We start from the raw sequence: 20,564 nt of genomic DNA on the forward strand, positions 1-20,564 counted from the left end.
TGTTTATGTCCTTTCTGGAGTGTTTGGAGGTGCTGTCCAGTCCGCAGGACCGACCAGCCGGGGTGGGGCTGCGACGCGGGATCGATCCACGATTTCCATCAGCAATCCCCAAGGGGTGATGAAGTAGGTCCAGCGGTTGCCGGCTACTCGGGGGCTGTCGCCGGCGACTTCCTTGCGCTCACCGAGCACGCGTACCCCGGGTGTTTCCTGCAGCACTGCGATCGCTTCGTCTACGTCGTCCACGACGAAGCACAAGTGGTGGCCACCGGCGTCGCAGTGCCGCGGCTGCGTTTCTCGCCGTTCGGCGCTGCTCCATTCGAAAAGTTCGATGTTGAGGTTTGGTGGCAGGCGCAGCATCGCGAGTGTGAGCTTGGCATCTGCAGGGACTTCGAAGTTTGTGGGCATGAATTCTTCGTCGGGCCCGCGTTCGGAGCGATATAACTCTTCGGCTCCGAGGACGTCGACGAAGAAGCGGATGCCTTCTTCGAGGTTTGGAACCGTCAACCCGACGTGGTCTGTGTGCTGGAGTCCCGGCAGACGCCGGAGCCTCTGCTCCTGTACCCCGCTCATTTGCGCGGCCCCGAGGTGGAAGCCCGGACCAAAAGCTCAGGCTCAAGGACGATATGATCCACCGATCCGTCCAGATTTTGTTTTTCAGCCAGTTCGATGGCAATGTGCCCCATGTCAGCGATCGGCTGGCGGACCGTTGTCAGGGCAGGGTTGAACCGGGAACCAAGAGCCAGACCGTCGAATCCGACCACCGAGACGTCTTCCGGCACCCGCACGCCGCGGCTACCCAGCGCCGAGATCACGGCAAAAGCCACCATGTCGTTGGCCGCGATGATAGCCGTTGGCGGATTGTCCATGTCCAGGAAATGCTCGGCCCCGCGGGTGCCCGCATCAAGATCAGACCCGCTGTCCAGCACTATAGGTGTGCTACCGCTCTGGGCCGTGAGTTCCAAGTAGGCGTCCATCCGATCCTGAGCGGTGTGCGTGCCCGCGATGCCGGATACGTAACCGATCTGGGTGTGCCCCAGACCATGCAGGTGCTCCAGTGCGAGCATGATGCCTCGGCGGCTGTCAACCGTGACGGTGGGCACGGAGGTGTCGCCCTCCACGCGGTCGATCACCACAACCTTGTGGCCGAAGGCGAAGCGCTTCAGCGCCCCGGTATCTACCTTTGTCGACGGAGCAACGATCCCGAACGGGGCGTACATGGCCTGCATGGCCGTGAAATATCCATCGGTTTTGGCCGGATCCCCGTTGGTGACGCAAAGCATCAATTGGTAGCCGCGCTCGTCTGCTGCCTGTGTCATCGTTTTGGCAAGTTCCGCGAAGAAGGGGTTGGTGATATCGGGCACGATCAGCGGAATGATGGTGCTGGTCTTCCGGCGCAGCGCCTGTGCGAGCGGGCTCATCGTGTAGCCGAGCCCCTCGGCGACCCGAAGGATGTGCTCGCGTGTTTCGCTCTTCACCGCCTCTGGGCGTGAGAAGGCCCGGGAGACCGTTGACCGATGGACACCGGCGGCTTTTGCGACGACGTCGATACTCAAGTCAGGCATGTTCTCTTCCTCCGTACTGGTCGTCATAGGCCTGCCAAATGGGGCGCATGACATCTTCGAGTTGGGCCAGCGTTGGCAGGCCCCGGAATCCATCTTCCAGTGTCCGGGCGACGCTGCGCACAAATGGATCGTAGAGAGGGTCGCTGTCCACGTTGATCTTGTCGACGTCCGTGGTTCCGTCCAGGGCCGTGAAAGTAGCTGTGCCATCGGAATCAACGGTGGCGAATCCAGTGTCACCGACCGAGGTAAAGCTGCAATACCGCTTCAGCGGCGAACCAGGGAATGCGTAGCCCACCTCCACAATCGCTTCGCGTCCTTCCGGCGTGGTGATGATCAGGCTGGCATGGTCCTCGATAGCTTGGCCGTGAAGAACCGATGAGAGTCGGGAATCCACCTGCGCTGCAGACTCCTCGCACCCTCTGAGGAACAGGTCAACAAAATGCGGGCCCAGGTTCGCGAGGCAGCCGCCCCCGGCCTTGACCGGGTCCAGCATCCACGGATTGGCATTGGCGAGATACCGGCCCGGAGGGCCAGCAATGAATGAGGCTCGCTGGTAGGTGGGCCTGCCGGCCTTGGCCAACCACTTCTCTGTGGGTCCGCCGCGCTGGACGAGGGGCACAGTGGCCGGTACACCAGCTGCTTCGGCAGCTTGGCGCACGGTGGAAAGCTCGCCAAGCGAAGTGCCCAATGGCTTTTCCACCACGAATGGAATGCCCCGCTCGATCAGGGCCATGCACTTTTCTGCCATTCCCTCGTGGGGACCAAACACATATGCAAGCCCGACGTCGGGCAAATCCACCAGTTTCCGCCAGTCAGCTTCAACCGGCGCTCCCCAGCCGTCGGCCAGTCTCTTTACCTGCACACGGGAGACATCATCGTCGCCTACTGCGATGACTTCGTGCTCTTCGGCCATGGCCTGTGCGCAGAGCGGAACATGCCAATGGGAAGCGCCGAGAATGATTGTTCGTACATGAGTCAACCGCGATACCTCCTTGTATGAGATCGGTTGCTGAGATCGGTTGCAATAACACTATGGATGGTGGGAGAGTTTGTCAACGAAACATCAACAGAGCCGGGGTTGGCTCAAGAGAATGACGTCACCCGGCCAGAGAGAGGCCACCATGTATAAGAAACTTCGCACCCTGCAGACCATCGATGAGTCCGGGGCCGTCCTCATCGTTCGACTTGAGAGCGCCGAAATCGCCGAAAAGGTCGCGGAGGCTGCCATCGAGGGAGGCTTCCGGGCACTGGAAATCACCCTTTCGATTCCCGGCGCCGTAGACGTGATCCGCCGCCTGGCAGCAAAGCACGGACCAAGCGGCGTGGCCGTCGGGGCGGGGACTGTGCTCGATGAACACTCCGCGTACGAGTGCATTCGCGCCGGCGCCGAGTTCCTGGTCAGCCCCCAGCTGAATCCCGCGATGATCCGCACAGCAAACCGATACCAGGTACCAACAATCAGCGGAGCGTACACGCCGACGGAATTCGTCGAGTCCGCCGAGGCAGGCGCTGACATCCTCAAGCTCTTCCCCACCGAAGCCGGCGGGGTGGCCTATGCGAAAGCAGTTCTGGCGCCACTGGCACATCTGCCCATCATGCCTGCAGGTGGTGTAACGCTGGAAAATGTGGGCGAATGGTTCGCCGCAGGTGTGGCAGGGGTCGGCGTGGGCAGCTACGTGACAAAGGCATGGCAGCCGGACGGCGACTTTACCCGCGTCACCGAAGCAGCCCGGTCTTTCCTCGCTGCAGTAGCAGAGGCCCGCCGATAATGTCCCCGGAAGTCTTCATCGTCATTGGACCCGCCGGCTCAGGAAAAACGACGATTGCCCAACAAACGGCTGAGAAGCATAAGGCGACATACCTTGACAAGGACCGGGTGAGCGGCCGCTTTGTCGAGTTCGCACTGACTGCCACGGGGCATGACCCAACCGACCGCGAGTCCAACGACTACTATCGCGCCAACCTGCTGCCCCTTGAGTACGAGACTCTCATGGATGTGGCAGGAGTAAACCTTCGCCTCGGCCGCTCCGTAGTCCTCGATGCCCCCTTCGGGGCCTATTTTGGCGACCCGAACTATCTGACCCAGGCGGCAACCGACTTCGACTGGCCCTCCCCCGAGATCACAGTGATACGGGTCCGGGTGCCGCAGGACGTTCTGCGTTCGCGGCTCACCCGTCGTGGCCTTGAGCGCGACCAGTGGAAACTTACACACTGGGATGACTACTGGGCCACTTATGGCAGCCTCGAATGCGCCTGGTCCGGAGTGCAGTTTCAGGACCTCAATAACGAGGCTCCCCTCCCCGCCGATTGATGCGGCCGCAGGTGGGGTATCAGTGGCATTGGCTTGGATGATGCGCAGGGAATGGGCATTGACAAGCATCACATGCCATCCCTATCGTTGAATGCAACCGATCTCAGCAACCGATCTCATTCCGGGACCTGGAGGTCTTTGGAAGATCTTCCGCTTTAAAGCAAGCAGCACCCCCTGCGCCGCACCGACCGCCGCTCTCGGCATCCGGTATCCGGCCGGACCCATTTGCAGGCGGCCCGGCCCCGCACACCAGGTGCCCAGAACAAGCACTACAACCACAGCACCAAACGTGAAAACATGGAGAGTTCAATGAAGACCTCAAAAGAGGCCGTCGGGAGTCCCGACACTTCGGGGCGTCCCGAAACGCCTAAGCATCCTCGCCGCACCCTGAACATGGTGGCAGGCACGATCGGCCACTTCGTTGAGTGGTACGACTGGTACATTTACGGGCTGCTCGCGGCAGTATTCTCGTCGCAGATATTCCCAAGCGATTCCCCATTCGCCTCCCTGATCGCCGCACTCCTCACTTACGCCGTCGGGTTCGTTGTACGCCCACTAAGCGGAATCATCATCTCTCCTTTGGCCGACCGCTTTGGCCGCCGGGTCATTCTTACGCTGTCCATCTCCGGGATGGCCCTCGGCTCGCTCCTCATCGGCCTCACCCCTTCGTTTGCGACCATCGGCTACGCAGCGCCGGTTCTGTTTCTGGTTGCACGCATCCTCCAAGGCATCTCGGCCGGCAGTGAGGGACAGAGCGCCATCGCATTCATGGTCGAACACGCTCCTGCGAACCGGAGGGGTCTGTTCGGCTCCTTCACCAACATGGCGAGCGGCCTCGCGACCCTCGCCGCGACCGGCGCCGCAGCAATGGTGACATCATCATTCTCGACCGCCGACCTCGCCGCCTGGGGTTGGCGCATCCCATTCGTCGTGGGAGGCTTCCTCGGCATCGTCGGCCTAATCCTGAGGGCGCGGGCAGAAGAAACCCCCGAGTTTGAGGCCGAGGCCCTCGTCGATCAGAAGTCCGCTGCAGCCCGCCTGATGGACCTGCTTCGCGAACACCCGAAGGCCCTGCTTCAGGCAGCAGCCCTCTCGGCGCCGGCTGTGGCCTACTACACCTGGGCGACGTTCCTTCCCACTTACGCCAAGCTGACCTCCGGGCGGGACCTGGCCTCCACCCTGGCCGGGAGCGTCATCGGGCTCGCCTTGCTCGTGATCATCGTGCCTGTTTGCGGCGCGCTCTCTGATCGACTCGGCCGACGCAAAATCTTCCCGATCATCGGCGCCATCGGCATGATCGTTCTCTTCTACCCCTTGCTCCTGCTCCTCAACCAGCCGGGCTTCTGGGTATACGTCCTGGTATCGGCGTCCGGGTGGGTAGTTCTCGGTATCTGGCAGTCGGTGTATCCAACCATCCAGGCCGAACTGTTTCCGGCATCCGTCCGTGTATCGGGCATCGGCTTCGCGCACCAGATCGTGATTGCCGTCTTCGGTGGCACTGCGCCGCTGATCGCCGCCGCATTCGTTGGTGCCGGGCAGCCGATGCTCGTCGCGGTCTACATGATCGTCGTCGTTGCCCTCTGCCTCGTGGCCTACTTCACGCTGCCGGAGACCGGCAACCGCGGCGACCGTTCCACGGTGGCACTGGCTGACCCCGAGGTACTCGAAGGCAAGCAGCTGGTTTCGGGCACGACGTCGATGGTCGACGTATCCACGCACTCCAAATAGACGGTCGGCGGAGTTGTGGCGGCTCGGTCGCAGCGCAAATTCATAGTGCGTTATGAAGGGAAGCCTTCTTCTACATGGCGCGGAACTGAGAGGACTTTTACGACGTGAACAGCATGATTATAAATACGTTTTCATATCTTTGGTCAGCGAAGGCAATCGATGCGATAGCCGAACTTGTCGACAACGGGTACAAAACGTTCGAAGTTCCAGTCAGCTCTCCGCACTGCTGGCCGGATGAACTACCAGAGTCTGAGCGCACGGCAATCAAAGCAAGACTGAACCAATACGGCGCCAAAATCAGGTCCTTGAACGCTGGCGGATATGACGTTAACCTGGCCAGCCCCGGCGCCAACATGCGTCGCAAAAGCATTGATCACATCAAGTCAGTGATTGAGCTGGCTGCCGACTGGGGCGTACCCGAGGTTGTCATATCACCCGGCACGCGCCGCCCGATGATTTCACCCTCACTTGAAAACACCTACGGATGGATGTATGAGAGCCTGGAAAGTCTCATCCCACTGGCCAAGCAGGGTGGCACACGACTGCTCTTTGAAAACACACCGTATTGCTTCACCCCCACCATTCAAGACCTGGCAAGTGTTGTCAGCACAATTAACGACCCGTCAGTCAAGATCGTCTACGACGTGGCGAATGCCGCATACATCGAAGAGGATCCCGTGGCCAATCTCCGTGAGCACCACGAATCCATAGGACTCGTGCATATTTCCGATACCGGCACGGATACTTGGGGTCACGACCCTATCGGCACAGGCGTCATCGACTGGGACGGGCTGGGCGGCGTCGTCAGGGACACCTGCGGAGTTAACAACGTCGTACTTGAGATCATCCGCGAGGAAAAGCCCGTACAAGAATTTGCGAAGGCGATGCAAGACCTCAAGAACCACGGCTGGGAACTGGAGAGTTAGCTCCGCCGGACATCCAGCTCTACAAATTGTTGGTAGTGAATTTTCAATGCGAATCAACCCTAAAGAGGAGTTTGTGCAAATGAGGGCTTTGGTCAGTGGCGGAAGCAGCGGTATCGGCGCAGCGGCATCCCTGAGACTCGCAGAGGCGGCTCTTGCACGTGGGGTGCACCCGATGATTGCCGTATGCGGACACGAACCGAACAGCAGCCAAGAGCAGGTTGTTGGTTCAATCCAGGCAATCGGAGGCACTGCCATCGCCTTGGCAGGTGATCTCGGGGATCCGGATGTGCCAAGCCAGCTGGTCGGAGCTGCTGTAGCAGAATTCGGTGGCCTGGACGCGTTGGTAGCCAACGCCGGAATCGCCAACCCCGGAGCCATATGCGACCTGTCCGTTGAGGACTGGGACGGAATGTTCTCCGTGAACCTCCGCGGCCCATGGCTTCTTGCCAAAGCGAGTTACCCGCACTTGAAGGACAGCCATGGCGCCGCCTGTTTCACCTCCTCCATGTCCGGCCAACAACCCCATGCGGGATCAGGTGCGTATAGCCCAAGCAAAGCTGCGTTGACGATGTTGGCGCAGACTCTGGCATTGGAGTGGGCGCCCGACGGCATCCGTGTCAATGTGGTCTCCCCTGGCATGACTCAAACACGGATGACGGAAAAAATGTATGAAGATCCCAAAATCAAGAAGGCAAGGGAGGATATTATCCCGCTGGCAAGAATTGGGGATCCTATGGACATCGCAAACGTGATCGAATTTCTTGTTAGCCCTTTGTCGGGCTACGTCACCGGGCAAGATATCTGTGTCGATGGCGGCTTCTCAAAGTCCATCCTGAGCCATATCCCCGGACGACCCAGCTCGAAGTAGCAGTCCCGATGTTTCGTCATGGACTCGCTGCACGATACCAGCGGGTCCATGGCATTTGGACATCCGATTGGATCCGCGACCACACGGGGTACGAGATGAAGAACCGAGACCCATAGTGCCCAGTGTGGTGACCTGTACGGCCTCGCGAGGCACTCGAAGTTTCATTTAGCAATACACGAGGAGGCCCCTTGTATATGGCAAAAAGCGTTCTGGACGGCACCGAATGGACGGCAACACAATTTGCAGGTCTTACTCCGGAAGAGCAGAGAGCAACTCGCCAGGAATTGGTATGCCTGTCCTGCGAGGGACGTGCTGTGTTCAGAGCGGGACAGAAGCGTCAGCCCGCGTTTGCTGCCCGACACAGGCAGGAGTGCCGATTGGTTTCGAGGCCGTGGAGCGCCTTCACATTCCTTGCAGAAACTGGAAGCCGCACTGGGCGGGCTGGCACGCATGCCCCCAAAGATTGAGTCGGGCAACGCGCATACTCTGGATGCAGCGACCAAGACACAGCTTGACGCAAGGCTGGTATAGGCGGCTCTGGTCTGCCTTCTAAATGGCGCCACACGCTCTAGACGCCGTTGCAGACTCGGCGTATACAGTTGGTCACGATCTACCGGTTGCAGGTGGCCAGTATGCGGCGACAAGGACGACCACAGCATCTCCTGTCGGTGTTGTTCGCCGCTCTGCTGTTGGTGCTGACATCGTGCGGTAAACCTGTCCAGGCCGAGGCGAATTTGAAGAGCAGCGCAGTGGGCTGACGCCGTCGCCGGTGTGCGAGCTGTCGGTCCAAGGGGGCAAGGGCTCCGAGAGGGACGAAGACTAGAACAGCACAGATCGTGCCGATCATCGGTGGGCCGAACCTCCCAGACTGAACCCGAAGGCGTCGCCTGTGAGCCCCGTGTCTACTTTGAAGATCGAGGCGGCATGGCCCCGGCCCGGGTTGGCCCATGCCGCCGTATGCTCTTTGGCTGTATAAACCGGGCGCCGACGCCATGGCTCAGGAAGAGCACGCTTTCACGAGAAATATCCGACAGAGTCTCCAATAAGTCATGTCGACGTCACTACCGCACCCCATGAACTAGTGAGCGGCGGCCCAAGGCACCGCTACGACAGCCTAGAACGGAAAACAAATAACCCCATCATCCGGGAAAAACTGGCATAGCGCACGCCCGCGTCAAAGGACGCTGCGGAAGGCGCGGTTTGCCTCATAGGCTGGAGCCGCCCAAGGCTCTATCGCCAACAGCAAGCCTCGCTACATGCGAGAGCCCCACAATGTGGGTGCCTGAACGGCGACTAACGCTGGCAAGTACTTCGACTACGCGTTGGGGACCAGATTCTGTTGTCCCGCCCAGCTATTGACGGGAACGACCTGGGCCGCGGAAGGATGGGACGAGCGGCGCTATCACGGATTGCTCGGATATTTCCTTCGCGGTTTGGAGCGTCTTATCTGAGGCTCAGGACGAGCTTCCCGAGATGGTTTCTGGATTCGAGATGGCGGTGTGCCTCCACGATTTCCGTCAGGGAATAGAGGGAGTCGATTATCGGGCGGATCTGGTACTTGTCGATCATTTCGAGCATGTGTCCGAAGTCATCGGGGCTTCCAAGTGTCGTACCGAGAACCGACACGTGGCCCCAATAGAGGTCCGGGATGTCGATTGTAGCTGTGGTTCCTGCAGATGCGCCGAATACGGCAATCCGTCCTCCTGGTTTCAGGCATGCCATGGAGTCGCGCAGGTTGGCGCCGGCACCGTTGATGATGACGTCCACGCCGCCGCCGGTGGCTTCGAGTACCTGCTGGACCCAATCGGGGTCTGTGTAGAGAAATCCCTTATCCACACCGATGGCACGGACAGAGTCGAGCTTGTCCCGACTCGATGACGTTGCCAGCACACGGGCTTCGGCCGTAGCAGCGAACATGATGGCGAAAGTGGAGACGCCGCTGCCGGCGCCAATGACCAACACGGTCTCACCCGGCCGCAACTTGGCCCGTTTGAAGAGTGCCCGGTAGGCGGTGAGCCCCGCACAGGGAAGCGCTGCCGCCTCGGCCCACGAGAGGTGTTGGGGCATCGGGAACAGGTTTTCGACGGGAACTGCAACAAGTTGGGCGTAGGTTCCGTCTGTACTGTCACCGAGGATAGAGAAATCCTTTCCGGGCGCTGCCGCATTCTTTCCCCAATTCAGCCCCGGGAAGATGACAGTCTTCTCTCCCGTATCCTGGCGGATTCCGGCCCCGTCGATGCCGAGAATGCTAGGCGTTGTGAACCCCCGGCCGGTTTGCCGGACGAGGACGTCGTGCCAGTTCAAGGCGCTGGCATGAAGTTCGACGATTACCTCGCCCGGTCCGGGTTCCGGATCGGGCACCGCTTCAACGGAAAATTGTTCCGGACCGCCCCAACTACGTATGACTGCTGCTTTCACTGGTTTCTTCCATCTTCCTTTATAGACAATGTTGCGTTGAGGGTGTTCGTGATGCTCGGTTTTCGCAGGCGCGGTGATTGGGCAATGAGGGCAGTGGGTGCACTTTGCGGTCGTTTTCCGTCAACCTGGGCAGGGTTTTCGCCCAGAGCAAGTCGTCCATAAAGATCCACCGCTCGGTCACCTGTCGGCTCTTTCTGCCGGCCATTTAAGGTGGCGAGCAGGACGGGGGGAGCTACGGTTCCCGCCCAGGGTCCGGACGTTTCCGTCGATGCTCGCATGAAGCATCTCGACGAGTGGGGTCTTGATCCAATCCCAATACAGGTGTTGAGAGCAGCTCTGTCATGTCGTCGCCGATTTGTGGACCCATTTCTTGCAGCTTGCGCCCTACTTGCGCCACGAGCTCGCGCATCTGCTGATCACCGTCCGTGAATCCTGGTGTGGTCAAGATATGGAGACCTCCCTTCTTCCTGCGGCATGAAGAGTCAAGTACCGGAGCGCGCGCTGCGCCGAGTTGTATCCGCCCATGCCGTGAATGCCGGGGCCGGGCGGCGTTGCTGCCGAGCACAGGTAGACGCCGGGGACGCCGGTATCGTACGGATGGGCGCTCAGCTTGGGGCCGAGAAGAAACTGCAGTGGTGATTTGGCGCCGGTGAGAATATCGCCGCCAACGAAGTTCGGGTTCTCGGCCGCGGTCTGGGCCGGAGTGCGCACGCTCAGCCCAACGATCCGGTCCCGGAACCCGGGAGCAAAGCGTTCGATCTGGGCGAGAATGTGCTCTGTCGCGTCCCCCGTGTAGCCATTCGGCACATGAGCGTAGGCATAGATTGGAACGATCGAGCCGTTCGCTCGGGTAGGGTCAGCAACGGCCTGCTGCCCGACAAGCACAAAAGGCCTCTCTGGCATCTGCCCGGAGGCGACCTGTCGCTCGGTGGCGATGATCTCCGCAGAGTTGCCTCCGAGGTGGACGGTGCCTGCAAGGCCTACTTCCGGGTCTCGCCACGGCACGCCCCCGTCCACCGCGAAGTCGATCTTGAACGTAGCGGCCCCGGGCCGGAACTTCCGGTACGCGCGCTGGCCACTCTGCGGCTGTTGCTCGGCCAGTATGCCTGCAGCGGCATGCGGGTGCACATCGAGAATAGTGATGTCCGTGGGCGGGAGGTCGTGCAGCCGGTTGATGCGCTGTCCGGTCTCGAACTGAACGCCCTGCGCCCGAAGTGTGCTGATGTGCGCTTCAGTGAAGCGGCCAGTGCCGCCCTCGACCACGGGCCAGCCCACAGCGTGACCGGCGATGATGATTCCGGCACCGATGCCCGTGACCAGGGGCAGAGTGAGGGGCTGGAGGGCGTGCGCTGCCACGCCCATGAAGAGCGAGCGCGCCCGCTCATCCTTGAACCACCGTGCAACGAGCGTGGGTGGTGGGCCGGCGACGGCTCCCATCCGGGCGAGCAATAGTGGGTGCTTCGGGATCCGGAGCAACGGCGACATGATGACCGGAGACAATCGGTCGAAGGACCGCGACAGCGGACCAAACGCTGTCTCCCATTTCCCCCCGTCTCGTCCCAACCCCGCGGCCGTATCCCCAATCGACCTGTGGAGAAGCCCGGGCTCGCCGGAGTCGAGCGGGTGCGCGGCATCGATGGGCGCGTAGGCCCAACGGACCCCCATTTCTTCCAGGTCAAGCGTCTGAAAGAATGGGGATCCTGGAGCCATCGGGTGCACGGCTGCGCAGTGATCCTGCACAAGTCCCGCGAGGGGTGACTCGGTTGAGCGGGCGCCCCCGCCCAACTGATCCGCGGCCTCAACAACGGTGACTTCGACGCCGGCGCGAACCAGCACGGTTGCGGCTGCGAGCCCGTTGGGCCCGCTTCCGACGACAATCGCACTGGTCATCGAGCCATTTCCTCCGCGTGCGCTTCGGATTCGACCAACTCATCGAGTGGCTGGGGAACCGCATCTGGCCCAACAATATCGGTCGCGGTGAATTGCAGCTTGTTGAAGTCTGGCGAGCGCCAGGTCATGGTGAGGGGAATGGGCCCGTTCGGCAGCCAGGGCTGCTCTTCGACGGCATCTTTCACCTGCCATCTTCCCCGCTCAACGACGCCGAGTGCGGCATCGATCAGTTTGTATTCCTGGTAGCCGTGCCAGAGCGCTTCAGACTCCACCCACGCCACGATCAACTCCCCCGGCTCGAACTGCGCCTCTTCCTGGATCGCGGCGATGAGTTCTTCGTTGTGGAAATGTCCCTCGCCGAAGTTGAAGCCGATCATCGCATTACAGGCGAATTCTGCTTCGCGGATGCGTCGGTGGTCGATATCAGGTACCTCCTTCAACAGCAGCGAAAATAGTCCACGAGCTTGGCTGTGAAGTGAGCGCCAACCTAGGACCATCTCAAAGAAGGCCTCTGCCAGTGGATAGGGCAGCCCCATCGCCTGGATTTGATCAATCTGATCCTTCGTCGGGCGGTACACCCGGTGAAGCTTCTTTTCGGCATCCGGATGGATAGCCCAGAGTGCTGTAGCCCAGTTGCCACCGTACTGCCTGAGCGAGGCGAGGAACGAGACCTTGTCGGGGCGAATGCTCCCGAAGATCACGAGGAACAGCGGAATAGCGATGACCGCAAAAGGCATCCACGGCTCCGACATATCGAACGCACTAAACCCGGCAGAGTTCGGGTAGCCGATGAAGAAAATCACCGCGCAAATCGCGAACAGTAGGTTCCACTCAAGCGGCACAGCAACCGGGAACGTCGAGATGATGAAGAAGCAGAAACCGACCATGAGCAGCGTCGCCAGGGTTACCATTGTCTGGCCTCCAAACGCTGTGCCGACGACGAAGAGCATGGTGAGGGGTGCTGTAAGTTCGACTATCGTGCCGAACACGTGCGAGAAGAAGTGTGCCAGGGGGCCCGGGCGTAGGTCATCATTGTCGAAATCCTTGAACGTCCTCTTTTTAAGCCACCGAGGCGGCCAGAACGGCGTGTTGGCGAGCATCGGCGGGATCACCAGGCTGAAGTGTCGGTTCATTTTCGAGAAGCCCGCCCCCACCCAAACCGTGACCAGGAAGATCTTCAGCGCGATGATCATGTCGGTGACCTCGAACAGGTTCGGGAACGCGATGAAGAACACCACTGGCAGGAGGTACTGCTCAGATCGCGCGGCAAGGAAGATGATCTTGTCCCGTAGTCCGACGAGCACGAGGAAGATCACCGCAAAAATGAGCGGCGTGGTCTGAATCAGCAGGAAGCTCTCGGCATTCTGCGAAAGCCAGCTCGGTACGCCGTCAGCGGGGTCTGTTAGGAACCTCTGGAATCGCTCAAGGGCCGGCAGGTCCGCTGCAGATTGCCCCGGCAGGAAAAGCGCCGCGCTCAAGGAGAACAAGAAGCCGTAATAGAGAAACACATCGACCACGGTGCGGCGACTACCACCGGTGAAGGGCACCCACTTATAAGGGCTCAGTTTGATCGTGCCGGGGCGGGACCAGAATAGGATTCCGCCCGTTAGCGGGCCAAACTTCCCTGCAAGCGGACCCCAGGACCCTGCGATTCCAATGGCTTCGAGCAGCATGGTCATGACGACGAACTTCTGGTAGACAATCGGATTCGTCCACCATGACCCCACATCAAGCGGGTTCAGGTGCGAGGTGAGGGTGACGAGGAGCGCGCCACCGATCAGCCATGCCCCGAACAGCTTGGCCAGATACATCACGGAGATTTTGCGCGCTGCGCCGAACCCCCACTCACCCCACTCCTTTGACAGGAACTTCAGACGTTTCTGTAGCGGACGGCGAATCAACTCTTCGGGATCCGCATTCGGAAACCGTGGAACTTTGTAACCCATGACAACTCCTTTGGTGGCAGATTTTGGGCACGACTCATCGTGCGGTGGCTTTGGCATCGAAAATCGCGGTGTTACCGCGGGCATCAGGCTGAGGAAAACCGCGCATAGAAGTTGATGTGGCGTGGCTAGAGGCCGGCTGGCCACTCCCCGGTTTGGGAGATTAGAACGGCGCTGTTCGCCGCCTCAGATCAGGTTTATCGATCGTGCCGACGGGGTTTCTCGGCAAAGACTCGAGGACAATATGGCGGCGGGTACTTTCACCTTCATCAGCTGGAACACCTTGGTCGTCCCCTAATCCACCCAGTGCAGCGACTTAAGGCGCTCAAACAGAGGTTTGTCAAGAAATGTTTCAAGGTTCACGGGAGGGAAATCCCCTGTCTTATAGCCCATAGCCTGTGTCCTTTCGTACGGCGACGTTGCCGTTCAAAGGTCCCTTTGAGGGACTATCCGCAGATCGGATATTGCGGTAGTCACGACTCTTGGCCGGTACGGGAAGGTGTCCTACGTCACGTCGAAACGAAGCTTGCTGCCGTCTTTGTTCGTAGAAACCAAAAGCCATCTGAGAGGGTCCCATCGGGCAGTGGCATGCCGCAGGGCCGACGGTCAGGACGGGACTTGACGCAAAACGGCCGGCCCGAGCCAATGACATACAGTCAGGGCTGCCTCGATGGACAGCCGGTCTTCCAGCAGCGCACGACCAAGGATCTTCTGGGCCGAGGCGATGCGGTACTTTATTGAATTCTTGTGCATCAGCATTGCCTCCGCGGTCGCCGTGTAGCTGCCCTCGTGCCGAAGGAACGCCAGGAGGGTTTCCCGGTGCCGCTGGTGCAGTTCGTCGTCGATCACCAGATCGCCCAGAACAGTGGCGACCCACGCACGTGTTGCGTCCAATTGCTGCGACAACAGCGCCGCCAAGGCCAGGCCGGGTTCCTCGTAGGACAGGACAGTGCGCGTGGGGTGCTGAGCGTGTAGTGCCAGGTGCTGGACTTGAAGCGCCTGATGATGAGCGTTACGGAACCCCTCAAGTCCGACTCCGCTGGCGCTCAGTGCGAAGCGTGGAACCGGCATCTCCTGCCTGGATCCCTTATTCCATTCGGTCACGGCAGGATCAAAGCAGTAGTCGCCTTGAACGGGTATCCACCCCCATGCCGTAGCTCCGTCGACGCCGACGAGCAGCGGCGGACCGGTGCTGCGGAGCCGCTCAGCCAGGGCGCGGGTTGCCTTAGTGAACCGGCTGAGCTGGTCCTGATTCGTGCTGCGCTGATCGACCCACACTACGACCGCGATGTGGCGGCCCCGCAACCGATAGCCCAGCGTGGCTTCGGCGGCGTCAACGTCGTTCCCCGGTGAGGCGAGCAACTCCCGCACCTTGGCGTTACGGCTGTCGGCTTGGCCGGCCAGCCATGACTCACGTTCCTCTTCGTAGACCCCAACCACACCCTGCGACATCCAGTCGATGTAATCGGACACCTCAGTCACCATGCGGTCGTATGCGCCGGCCCTGATATCAGCTGCTGTCTCGATTCGGCATGAGACGTCGAATGCGTGTCGTAGGACGTACTGCTGCCCGAGCCGATACGCCCGGATCAACGAGTTGACGGGAACCCCCCTCTGAGCCAGCCGACGCGCATACTCGTAGGCCGCGGAAGGGGGCTCGAGTTGTTCACCGCGTATGCCGTGCTGCAGGGCGTGCACGATGTTATCAACATTGCCTTCGACGCTGGCCCCCAGCAGGCCGATGAGTGCGGTATCACCGCCGAGCTCAGTGATCCGCTCGACCAAACCGCTTCGCATCTGGGCGACGATGCCGGAGAGCTGTGCATTGAGCACGGCTCCGATCTGGATCACGTGTGCAGTTACAGGGTCATCGGTGGTGCTCACGACCAGTTCGCTCACAAAGCCTCCGCATCATTGTCGGCGAGCATGCCGTCTATCGCGCCGGGAGCTCGGCCGGGACACGACAGCGAGCTCCCCGGGGTACCCACGACCGCTCCAGGGGCAAAAATAATAACGACGCGACGTGGCGGCTCTCATTCGCGAGCTGGATCGGCGTGCTGACCGGGACCAGACACCACCGACGGCGGCCGGTTGATCACCAACATCCGGCATCGAGTGCTGGCGCCACTGACATCGGCGTACGCCGAGTGTCACCAAAAGACCGCTCGTTGCCCGCCGGCATGTTGTGTCGGACCGTTGCGTCCTGGCGACGTCCGTCGGCAACCGTGGTTGTGAGGGACGTCGCCAATGCCACTACTCGGAAGGTTTGGTGGATCCTGACGGGGACCAGAGTGGGGTGTCGATTGGGGAGAAGTTGGTGTCCAATCCGTCGATGCGCCGCATTCTGGTGCCGTTTACCGCTGCCAGGGTCTCCTCGGGAAGTGGCGTGGTGAACGCATTTTCAACGTAGGTGTATTCGGCCGCGAGCCGTCCTACCGGTGCGAGTGCGGCGGTGTCGATGCGTCCGCGTTCCAGGTAGAGATCGTCGCGTACGTGGAAGCGCGCTATCTTCCCCCAAACCACATGTTCCACCTCATTGACTGCGATGATCCTGTCTACCTTGCATTCATAAGCGATAGGCGCCGTTGCTACGCGCGGCACGGAGATCACCTCGCATGCAGCTTTTTCAAGGCCAAGGAGGTCGAACTCGTCCTCTTCCGGTGCGAATTCGTAAGCGGAGCGGTGCACGGCATCGGAGTTAGGCACGGTGGCCATGTTGACCACAAACTCCCCCGTATCGCGGATATTCGTGAACGTGTCCTTCAAGGACACGCCGTCAGCGCGGGGCTGCAGGGAAATCGAAATCATCGGCGGCCTGCGGCCGACGCACGTGAAAAAAGAAATCGGGGCGATGTTGGCGATCCCTTGGGGGGATATGGTGCTGACCCAGGCGTGGGTCGAGGCAGGATCGATCCGATCAGCAGCTTGTAGGCGGCTTCTGCGGAGAGGGACTCGGTGGAGATGATCATGGTCAATGGCTTTCTTCATGGCGGCAAAGTGCCCTCTGCTTGGAGTTGGCGGGGCAGGATGCCAGTGGATATGGACGGCGAGCAGCCGTAGCGGTCTGTCCAGCGGAACTGGATGCAACTGATGCAGACGAAACTAAGGTTCGCCTGGTTGGCCTTTAGTTGGTTGCTGCGCGTTCCCGGTGGGCCCGGACGTTCGCCCTGTTTCCGCAGACCTTGACGTCATGCCAGGCGCCGCTGTTGTTGTTGGAGCGGTCGTAGAAGACGACGTCACACGTCTCGCTCTTGCATGACTTCATGCGCCGCAGGACGCCTTCGAGTTGACCTTGGTGGCACATGAGCAGCAGCGCCGTCTCGAAGTACTTCCAGCCCTCCCCGTCGGGGCGGAGCTCGATACCTCCGGCGGAAACCGTCATCACGGGATGATAGCTGGGGTTGTTCCGGCCGAGTCCGCGCGCGGTTTCGGAGTGGGAGTGGCCGAAGAGGCCTTCAAACAGCCGGTCCCTGAAGGCCAGCAAAGCTTTGCGGTCGGTCTCCGTCAACCTGGGCAGGGTCTTCGCCCAGCCCAGGTCGTCGATGGATATCCACTGTTCGGTCACCTTGTCGGCCCATTCCTGCGCGGAGGTTAGGGTGGCGAGCAGGTCAGGGGGAGCTATGGTTCCCTCTGTAATGGTGTTGAGGAAGTCCTGGACAAGACCGAGATTTCCGGGCGCAACAGAGAGACCGTAGCGGGTTGTAGCGGGCCAAGCCATATAGCGTCCGGATCCTTTGGGCATGTTGATCAGTTCTCTTACTCTACTTGTCCTGCATTAGGTGCGTGGTGAACCATTGCAGGGCTGCACCGGAGGTCGCTTCGAATTCGCCAAGGTAGGCGTCAAAGTGTCCTCCGGGGAAGACCAGCAGCTCTTTGGGTGGGAGGGCACGCTGATAGGCCTCCAGAGCCAGATCAGTCGGTGTCACCCGGTCGTTGTCCCCCACGATCATGAGAAGTGGCGTCGGTGAGACGCGTTCTATATATATCCCAGGCTCGTATGCCCGGGCCGCTCTTGTTGAGCGTACGGTGACGTTGTTCTCCCAGAGCCCGTCAGGGATTGGCTGCAGGTAGAACGATACGGCTTCCGGGTCCGTGTAGCTGGCAGGGACGGACCCGTCAGAGACCAAGGCAATACGGTGCGGTTCCTCGCCTGCCAGTTGGGCCCGGTCATCGGCCGCGAACGAGGCCTCCAATACTGCCCGTTTTTCCGGGGTCACCCGCCGGAGTCCTTGCTGATAGCCGCTGATGGTAGGCACTTGCGAGACGATCGCCCTCAACCGGGGTTCGGTGGCACCGAGGACGAGTGCGTGCCCCCCCGAGTAGCTTGAGCCCCACAGACCGATCCGGTCCGGATCCACTTCCGGCCGCGATTCGAGGAAGGTGATGGCCCTGCGCCAATCCTCGATTTGCTGCCAGGGATTGATGTCCTGGCGTGGTGTTCCGTCGCTTTCCCCAAATCCCCGGTGATCGTGGAAGAGCACAACGAAACCGGCGCTGGCAAAGGCTTCGGCGTAAGGGAGGGCGCCTTGCTCCTTGACTCCTCCGTACCCCATGGACAATGTCAGTGCGGGATGTGGGCCATCACCTGCCGTGGGGATGTAGAGGTTGCCCCGGAGTTCAACGTTCCCGTCGGCACGGAAGCCGACCCGTTCGATCGTGTATTTGTTCTGGGTTTCAGTCATCAGCGCGGAAGTGTCCTGGTTCGAGTTTGCCTTGGGTGCGGCGGTTCATCTCAGCCGAGAATTCAAGGAGGGCCGCGAGGGGACGGTGACTGATCGAGACGTGCTGGATCAGCCCTTCCTCGTTCCGGGTAAGTACGGTCACGCCGGAGAACTCGACTCCTGAGGCGCCAGTGGCTTCCCATTCCACGTAGGTCCGGGGGCCGTTTGTGGCTTCGTGGGTGAACCGAAGGGCCTTGTAGTAATTGCTGGCCGTCGACATCACGGTCTTTACGTCGGCGCGGCCCTTGACCGGGACCAGGAGGGCCGCCGCCTCAAGGACAACGTCATCCGTGAACGCTTCTCCGAAGGCTTCCTCGGATTTGGCCGCGAACGCTCCGGTCCAGCTTTCCTCACTGACTTCGTCTGTTTTGATGCTGTTTGTGGGGTTCATTGTTTTTGATTCCTTTTCTTTCCCGAGGGGCGCGCTTGTATCCAATCGCGACGCTACCTTGGACATTCAGGCCTCAACCCGGTCCAAAGAGCGGACGAAGTCGCCCACGATCCGTGAAACGTCTTCCGGCTTTTCGAGATGTGGGAAGTGCCCGGCGTCGGCGATGCTGACCAGCTGAGCGTTTGCGAAGCGCGGAAGCACGCCTGCGTTTATCACATCTTCAGTGACGAACGGATCGCCAATTCCTCGGGCGATGAGGGTGGGGCCGGCATAGGCTGAGGGAGCAGTCCCGGCAGCGTCGCCGTTGTTCCAGGCATCGAACACCTGAGCAACGACAGTGGGTTGCATTGCTGCTCCAGAGGCGAGCAGGATTTCAAGACCATGCGGGCTGAGGGACACCGAAACGCCAAGTCGTCCCTGCCGTTGCGCGTCAGCGTCGCCTCCCAGCGAGCGGAAGGAGTCGGCCGCGTCCCCGGCGAGGTGGACGCCCGCGAGAGGAACAGGCGTAAGCAGCACCAGTCCCGCTACCTTTTCCGGGCGTGCGGCGGCTGCAAGTTCACTGACTTGAGCTCCCATGCTTTGCCCCACGAGCACGACGGGTTCGTGGGAGCGGTCGATCTCGGCGATCACTGACTCCGCAAGCCGCGGGAGCGTGAAGGGTCCTTCATCGTTCAAGCGCGCACCGGAGCCGGGCAGGTCAAGGGCAACCGCTTCGAAGTCCTCTCCGAGCAGGGACAGAACCTCCTCCCAGGCGGAGCGGTCATCGAGGAATCCGTGAACGAAGACGATCTTGGTCCGCAGCGTTTGATGCTGATCATTGGACATTGCATGACTCCTTTGTCATTAGCTATGCAGATATTGGGTCAGGGGAAAGCTGTTGCAGGAAAATTGGTAAAAACTGGTTCTAACGCGTGCGGCTCAAAAGTCCTACTGCGCCATACCAGGCGGGCCCTGGATTCATCCGGAAGGGGTACCGGCGCATGATTGCGTTGTAGTACTCCTCCGGGCTGGATACCGTCGCGAGAAGATGCTGCGCATCCTTGAGGTAGGCACGTGTTTCTTCAATGCTCTCCGGATTATCGGGGGCACCGGGGGCCTTATGGCCCGCGACGACGAACCTGGGCTTCAGCGCTGCGATGGTGTCAAGCGCCGCGAGCCATGAGGCAAATCCTTCTTGGGAAGATTCGAGCACATATTGGTGGACGCCGTTGTACACCGAATCACCCGCAACAACGAGCTCCAGCGACGGAACCCACAGGGCGGTTGTGTCGTCGGTGTCGGTGTGCCCGAGCTCAATCGGAACCAACCGGTTCCCCTCAATTTCCAAGCCGTCAGCGGGAACCGCCTCGGCGATCAGGGGTGACGCAGGGACAAGCCCCGGGAAGATTGCATCCCAGACCTTCTCCCGACCGACAGTGGCTTCGTGCTCCATGCGGCCGAGGGTGCCGGGTGTTGCATAGACCGTCACGCCGGGGAAGCTGAAAAGCAGCTCTCCAGCACCCAACCAGTGATCGCCGTGAGCGTGGGTGATGTAGACGTACCGGAGTGTCTTACCCGAGTCCTGGATCCAGTTCCGTACGCGCTCGATTTGACCGAAGGTATAGGGGACGTCAACCAGTACGGCGTCCTGCTCCCCGGAAATCAATGTGATCGCCAATGGTGAAGAGACGATCGCTTCGCCGCTGGGAAGTCGCTGGTCTCCCGCACGCGGAGTGCCGTCGAGCACCAAAACTTCATAGGACAGATTTGTCATTGCGTTGTTGTTCCGTTCCGTATCAGAGCACTAAGTCGATGTTGTAATAGTCA

The 20,564-nt window shown here is 60.5% G+C and carries 19 protein-coding genes; 6 read left to right on the top strand and 13 right to left on the bottom strand.

All coding sequences use genetic code 11. The annotated features are described in order from the left end of the window. Window positions 1-3: 3 nt before the first annotated feature. The 3 genes from ACFX4T_RS12175 to ACFX4T_RS12185 are packed head-to-tail and all read right to left on the bottom strand — an operon-like array spanning window position 4 to window position 2,541. Window positions 4-570, bottom strand: a complete 567-nt coding sequence (locus ACFX4T_RS12175; RefSeq protein ID WP_377652104.1) for a VOC family protein — start codon at window positions 568-570, stop codon at window positions 4-6. Beyond that, window positions 567-1,562, bottom strand: coding sequence for a LacI family DNA-binding transcriptional regulator (locus ACFX4T_RS12180; RefSeq protein ID WP_377652105.1), 996 nt, complete (start codon window positions 1,560-1,562; stop codon window positions 567-569). Before ACFX4T_RS12180 ends, ACFX4T_RS12175 begins: the two co-directional genes overlap by 4 nt. Then, window positions 1,555-2,541, bottom strand: a complete 987-nt coding sequence (locus ACFX4T_RS12185; RefSeq protein ID WP_377652106.1) for a Gfo/Idh/MocA family protein — start codon at window positions 2,539-2,541, stop codon at window positions 1,555-1,557. The genes ACFX4T_RS12180 and ACFX4T_RS12185 overlap by 8 nt, the downstream gene beginning before the upstream one ends. A 142-nt stretch (window positions 2,542-2,683) precedes the next feature. Between ACFX4T_RS12185 and ACFX4T_RS12190 the strand changes: the two genes are divergently transcribed. The 6 genes from ACFX4T_RS12190 (at window position 2,684) to ACFX4T_RS12215 (ending at window position 7,862) form a co-directional block, all read left to right on the top strand. Continuing rightward, the gene (locus tag ACFX4T_RS12190; RefSeq protein WP_216923437.1) at window positions 2,684-3,331 is read left to right on the top strand and encodes a bifunctional 4-hydroxy-2-oxoglutarate aldolase/2-dehydro-3-deoxy-phosphogluconate aldolase; all 648 of its coding nucleotides are present in this window, start codon (window positions 2,684-2,686) and stop codon (window positions 3,329-3,331) included. Next, on the top strand, window positions 3,331-3,873 hold the full coding sequence (locus tag ACFX4T_RS12195) for an ATP-binding protein (protein ID WP_216923436.1): 543 nt from the start codon (window positions 3,331-3,333) through the stop codon (window positions 3,871-3,873). Before ACFX4T_RS12190 ends, ACFX4T_RS12195 begins: the two co-directional genes overlap by 1 nt. A gap of 309 nt (window positions 3,874-4,182) precedes the next feature. Beyond that, on the top strand, window positions 4,183-5,601 hold the full coding sequence (locus ACFX4T_RS12200; protein ID WP_216923434.1) for an MFS transporter: 1,419 nt from the start codon (window positions 4,183-4,185) through the stop codon (window positions 5,599-5,601). Window positions 5,602-5,714: 113 nt separating this feature from the next. Further along, on the top strand, window positions 5,715-6,527 hold the full coding sequence (locus ACFX4T_RS12205; protein WP_377652172.1) for a sugar phosphate isomerase/epimerase family protein: 813 nt from the start codon (window positions 5,715-5,717) through the stop codon (window positions 6,525-6,527). A gap of 79 nt (window positions 6,528-6,606) precedes the next feature. Further along, window positions 6,607-7,395 carry an SDR family NAD(P)-dependent oxidoreductase gene (locus tag ACFX4T_RS12210; RefSeq protein ID WP_377652107.1) on the top strand — a complete coding sequence of 263 codons (789 nt, stop codon included), beginning with the start codon at window positions 6,607-6,609 and terminating at the stop codon, window positions 7,393-7,395. A gap of 194 nt (window positions 7,396-7,589) precedes the next feature. Then, complete coding sequence (locus tag ACFX4T_RS12215; protein ID WP_377652108.1) at window positions 7,590-7,862, top strand: competence protein CoiA family protein; 273 nt, start codon at window positions 7,590-7,592, stop codon at window positions 7,860-7,862. A gap of 976 nt (window positions 7,863-8,838) precedes the next feature. Here the strand turns inward: ACFX4T_RS12215 and ACFX4T_RS12220 are convergent. The 10 genes from ACFX4T_RS12220 to ACFX4T_RS12265 form a co-directional block, all read right to left on the bottom strand. Beyond that, on the bottom strand, window positions 8,839-9,813 hold the full coding sequence (locus ACFX4T_RS12220) for a zinc-binding alcohol dehydrogenase family protein (RefSeq protein WP_377652109.1): 975 nt from the start codon (window positions 9,811-9,813) through the stop codon (window positions 8,839-8,841). A gap of 441 nt (window positions 9,814-10,254) precedes the next feature. Then, window positions 10,255-11,703, bottom strand: a complete 1,449-nt coding sequence (locus tag ACFX4T_RS12225) for a phytoene desaturase family protein (protein ID WP_377652110.1) — start codon at window positions 11,701-11,703, stop codon at window positions 10,255-10,257. Further along, window positions 11,700-13,649 carry a DUF3556 domain-containing protein gene (locus ACFX4T_RS12230; protein WP_377652111.1) on the bottom strand — a complete coding sequence of 650 codons (1,950 nt, stop codon included), beginning with the start codon at window positions 13,647-13,649 and terminating at the stop codon, window positions 11,700-11,702. Before ACFX4T_RS12230 ends, ACFX4T_RS12225 begins: the two co-directional genes overlap by 4 nt. A gap of 603 nt (window positions 13,650-14,252) precedes the next feature. Continuing rightward, entirely contained in the window at window positions 14,253-15,545 is a 1,293-nt protein-coding gene (locus ACFX4T_RS12235) for a PucR family transcriptional regulator (RefSeq protein WP_377652112.1), read from the bottom strand. 354 nt (window positions 15,546-15,899) lie between these two features. Then, window positions 15,900-16,634 carry a flavin reductase family protein gene (locus tag ACFX4T_RS12240; protein ID WP_377652113.1) on the bottom strand — a complete coding sequence of 245 codons (735 nt, stop codon included), beginning with the start codon at window positions 16,632-16,634 and terminating at the stop codon, window positions 15,900-15,902. Window positions 16,635-16,770: 136 nt separating this feature from the next. After that, window positions 16,771-17,364: a CGNR zinc finger domain-containing protein gene (locus ACFX4T_RS12245; protein ID WP_377652114.1), complete on the bottom strand. Its 594-nt coding sequence runs from the start codon at window positions 17,362-17,364 to the stop codon at window positions 16,771-16,773. A gap of 43 nt (window positions 17,365-17,407) precedes the next feature. Continuing rightward, window positions 17,408-18,328, bottom strand: a complete 921-nt coding sequence (locus tag ACFX4T_RS12250; protein WP_377652116.1) for an alpha/beta hydrolase — start codon at window positions 18,326-18,328, stop codon at window positions 17,408-17,410. Next, a complete protein-coding gene (locus ACFX4T_RS12255; RefSeq protein WP_377652118.1) occupies window positions 18,321-18,758 on the bottom strand; it encodes a nuclear transport factor 2 family protein in 438 nt (145 codons plus the stop codon). The genes ACFX4T_RS12250 and ACFX4T_RS12255 overlap by 8 nt, the downstream gene beginning before the upstream one ends. 66 nt (window positions 18,759-18,824) lie before the next feature. Then, window positions 18,825-19,583 (bottom strand): alpha/beta fold hydrolase, encoded by a 759-nt coding sequence (locus ACFX4T_RS12260; RefSeq protein ID WP_377652119.1) that lies wholly within the window; start codon window positions 19,581-19,583, stop codon window positions 18,825-18,827. A 79-nt stretch (window positions 19,584-19,662) separates the two neighbouring features. Continuing rightward, window positions 19,663-20,511, bottom strand: a complete 849-nt coding sequence (locus ACFX4T_RS12265) for an MBL fold metallo-hydrolase (RefSeq protein WP_377652120.1) — start codon at window positions 20,509-20,511, stop codon at window positions 19,663-19,665. Window positions 20,512-20,564 lie beyond the last annotated feature (53 nt).

Origin of the sequence: Paenarthrobacter sp. YIM B13468, assembly GCF_042788025.1 — a bacterium.
Lineage (GTDB): Bacteria > Actinomycetota > Actinomycetes > Actinomycetales > Micrococcaceae > Arthrobacter > Arthrobacter aromaticivorans.

Coding starts and splice junctions, on each gene's coding strand:
- ACFX4T_RS12260 (WP_377652119.1), bottom strand. CDS start 19,583: ATGTCCAATGATCAGCATCAAACGCTGCGGACCAAGATCGTCTTCGTT.
- ACFX4T_RS12215 (WP_377652108.1), top strand. CDS start 7,590: ATGGCAAAAAGCGTTCTGGACGGCACCGAATGGACGGCAACACAATTT.
- ACFX4T_RS12210 (WP_377652107.1), top strand. CDS start 6,607: ATGAGGGCTTTGGTCAGTGGCGGAAGCAGCGGTATCGGCGCAGCGGCA.
- ACFX4T_RS12175 (WP_377652104.1), bottom strand. CDS start 570: ATGAGCGGGGTACAGGAGCAGAGGCTCCGGCGTCTGCCGGGACTCCAG.
- ACFX4T_RS12245 (WP_377652114.1), bottom strand. CDS start 17,364: ATGGCTTGGCCCGCTACAACCCGCTACGGTCTCTCTGTTGCGCCCGGA.
- ACFX4T_RS12195 (WP_216923436.1), top strand. CDS start 3,331: ATGTCCCCGGAAGTCTTCATCGTCATTGGACCCGCCGGCTCAGGAAAA.
- ACFX4T_RS12180 (WP_377652105.1), bottom strand. CDS start 1,562: ATGCCTGACTTGAGTATCGACGTCGTCGCAAAAGCCGCCGGTGTCCAT.
- ACFX4T_RS12250 (WP_377652116.1), bottom strand. CDS start 18,328: ATGACTGAAACCCAGAACAAATACACGATCGAACGGGTCGGCTTCCGT.
- ACFX4T_RS12225 (WP_377652110.1), bottom strand. CDS start 11,703: ATGACCAGTGCGATTGTCGTCGGAAGCGGGCCCAACGGGCTCGCAGCC.
- ACFX4T_RS12205 (WP_377652172.1), top strand. CDS start 5,715: ATGATTATAAATACGTTTTCATATCTTTGGTCAGCGAAGGCAATCGAT.
- ACFX4T_RS12200 (WP_216923434.1), top strand. CDS start 4,183: ATGAAGACCTCAAAAGAGGCCGTCGGGAGTCCCGACACTTCGGGGCGT.
- ACFX4T_RS12240 (WP_377652113.1), bottom strand. CDS start 16,634: ATGAAGAAAGCCATTGACCATGATCATCTCCACCGAGTCCCTCTCCGC.
- ACFX4T_RS12190 (WP_216923437.1), top strand. CDS start 2,684: ATGTATAAGAAACTTCGCACCCTGCAGACCATCGATGAGTCCGGGGCC.
- ACFX4T_RS12255 (WP_377652118.1), bottom strand. CDS start 18,758: ATGAACCCCACAAACAGCATCAAAACAGACGAAGTCAGTGAGGAAAGC.
- ACFX4T_RS12265 (WP_377652120.1), bottom strand. CDS start 20,511: ATGACAAATCTGTCCTATGAAGTTTTGGTGCTCGACGGCACTCCGCGT.
- ACFX4T_RS12230 (WP_377652111.1), bottom strand. CDS start 13,649: ATGGGTTACAAAGTTCCACGGTTTCCGAATGCGGATCCCGAAGAGTTG.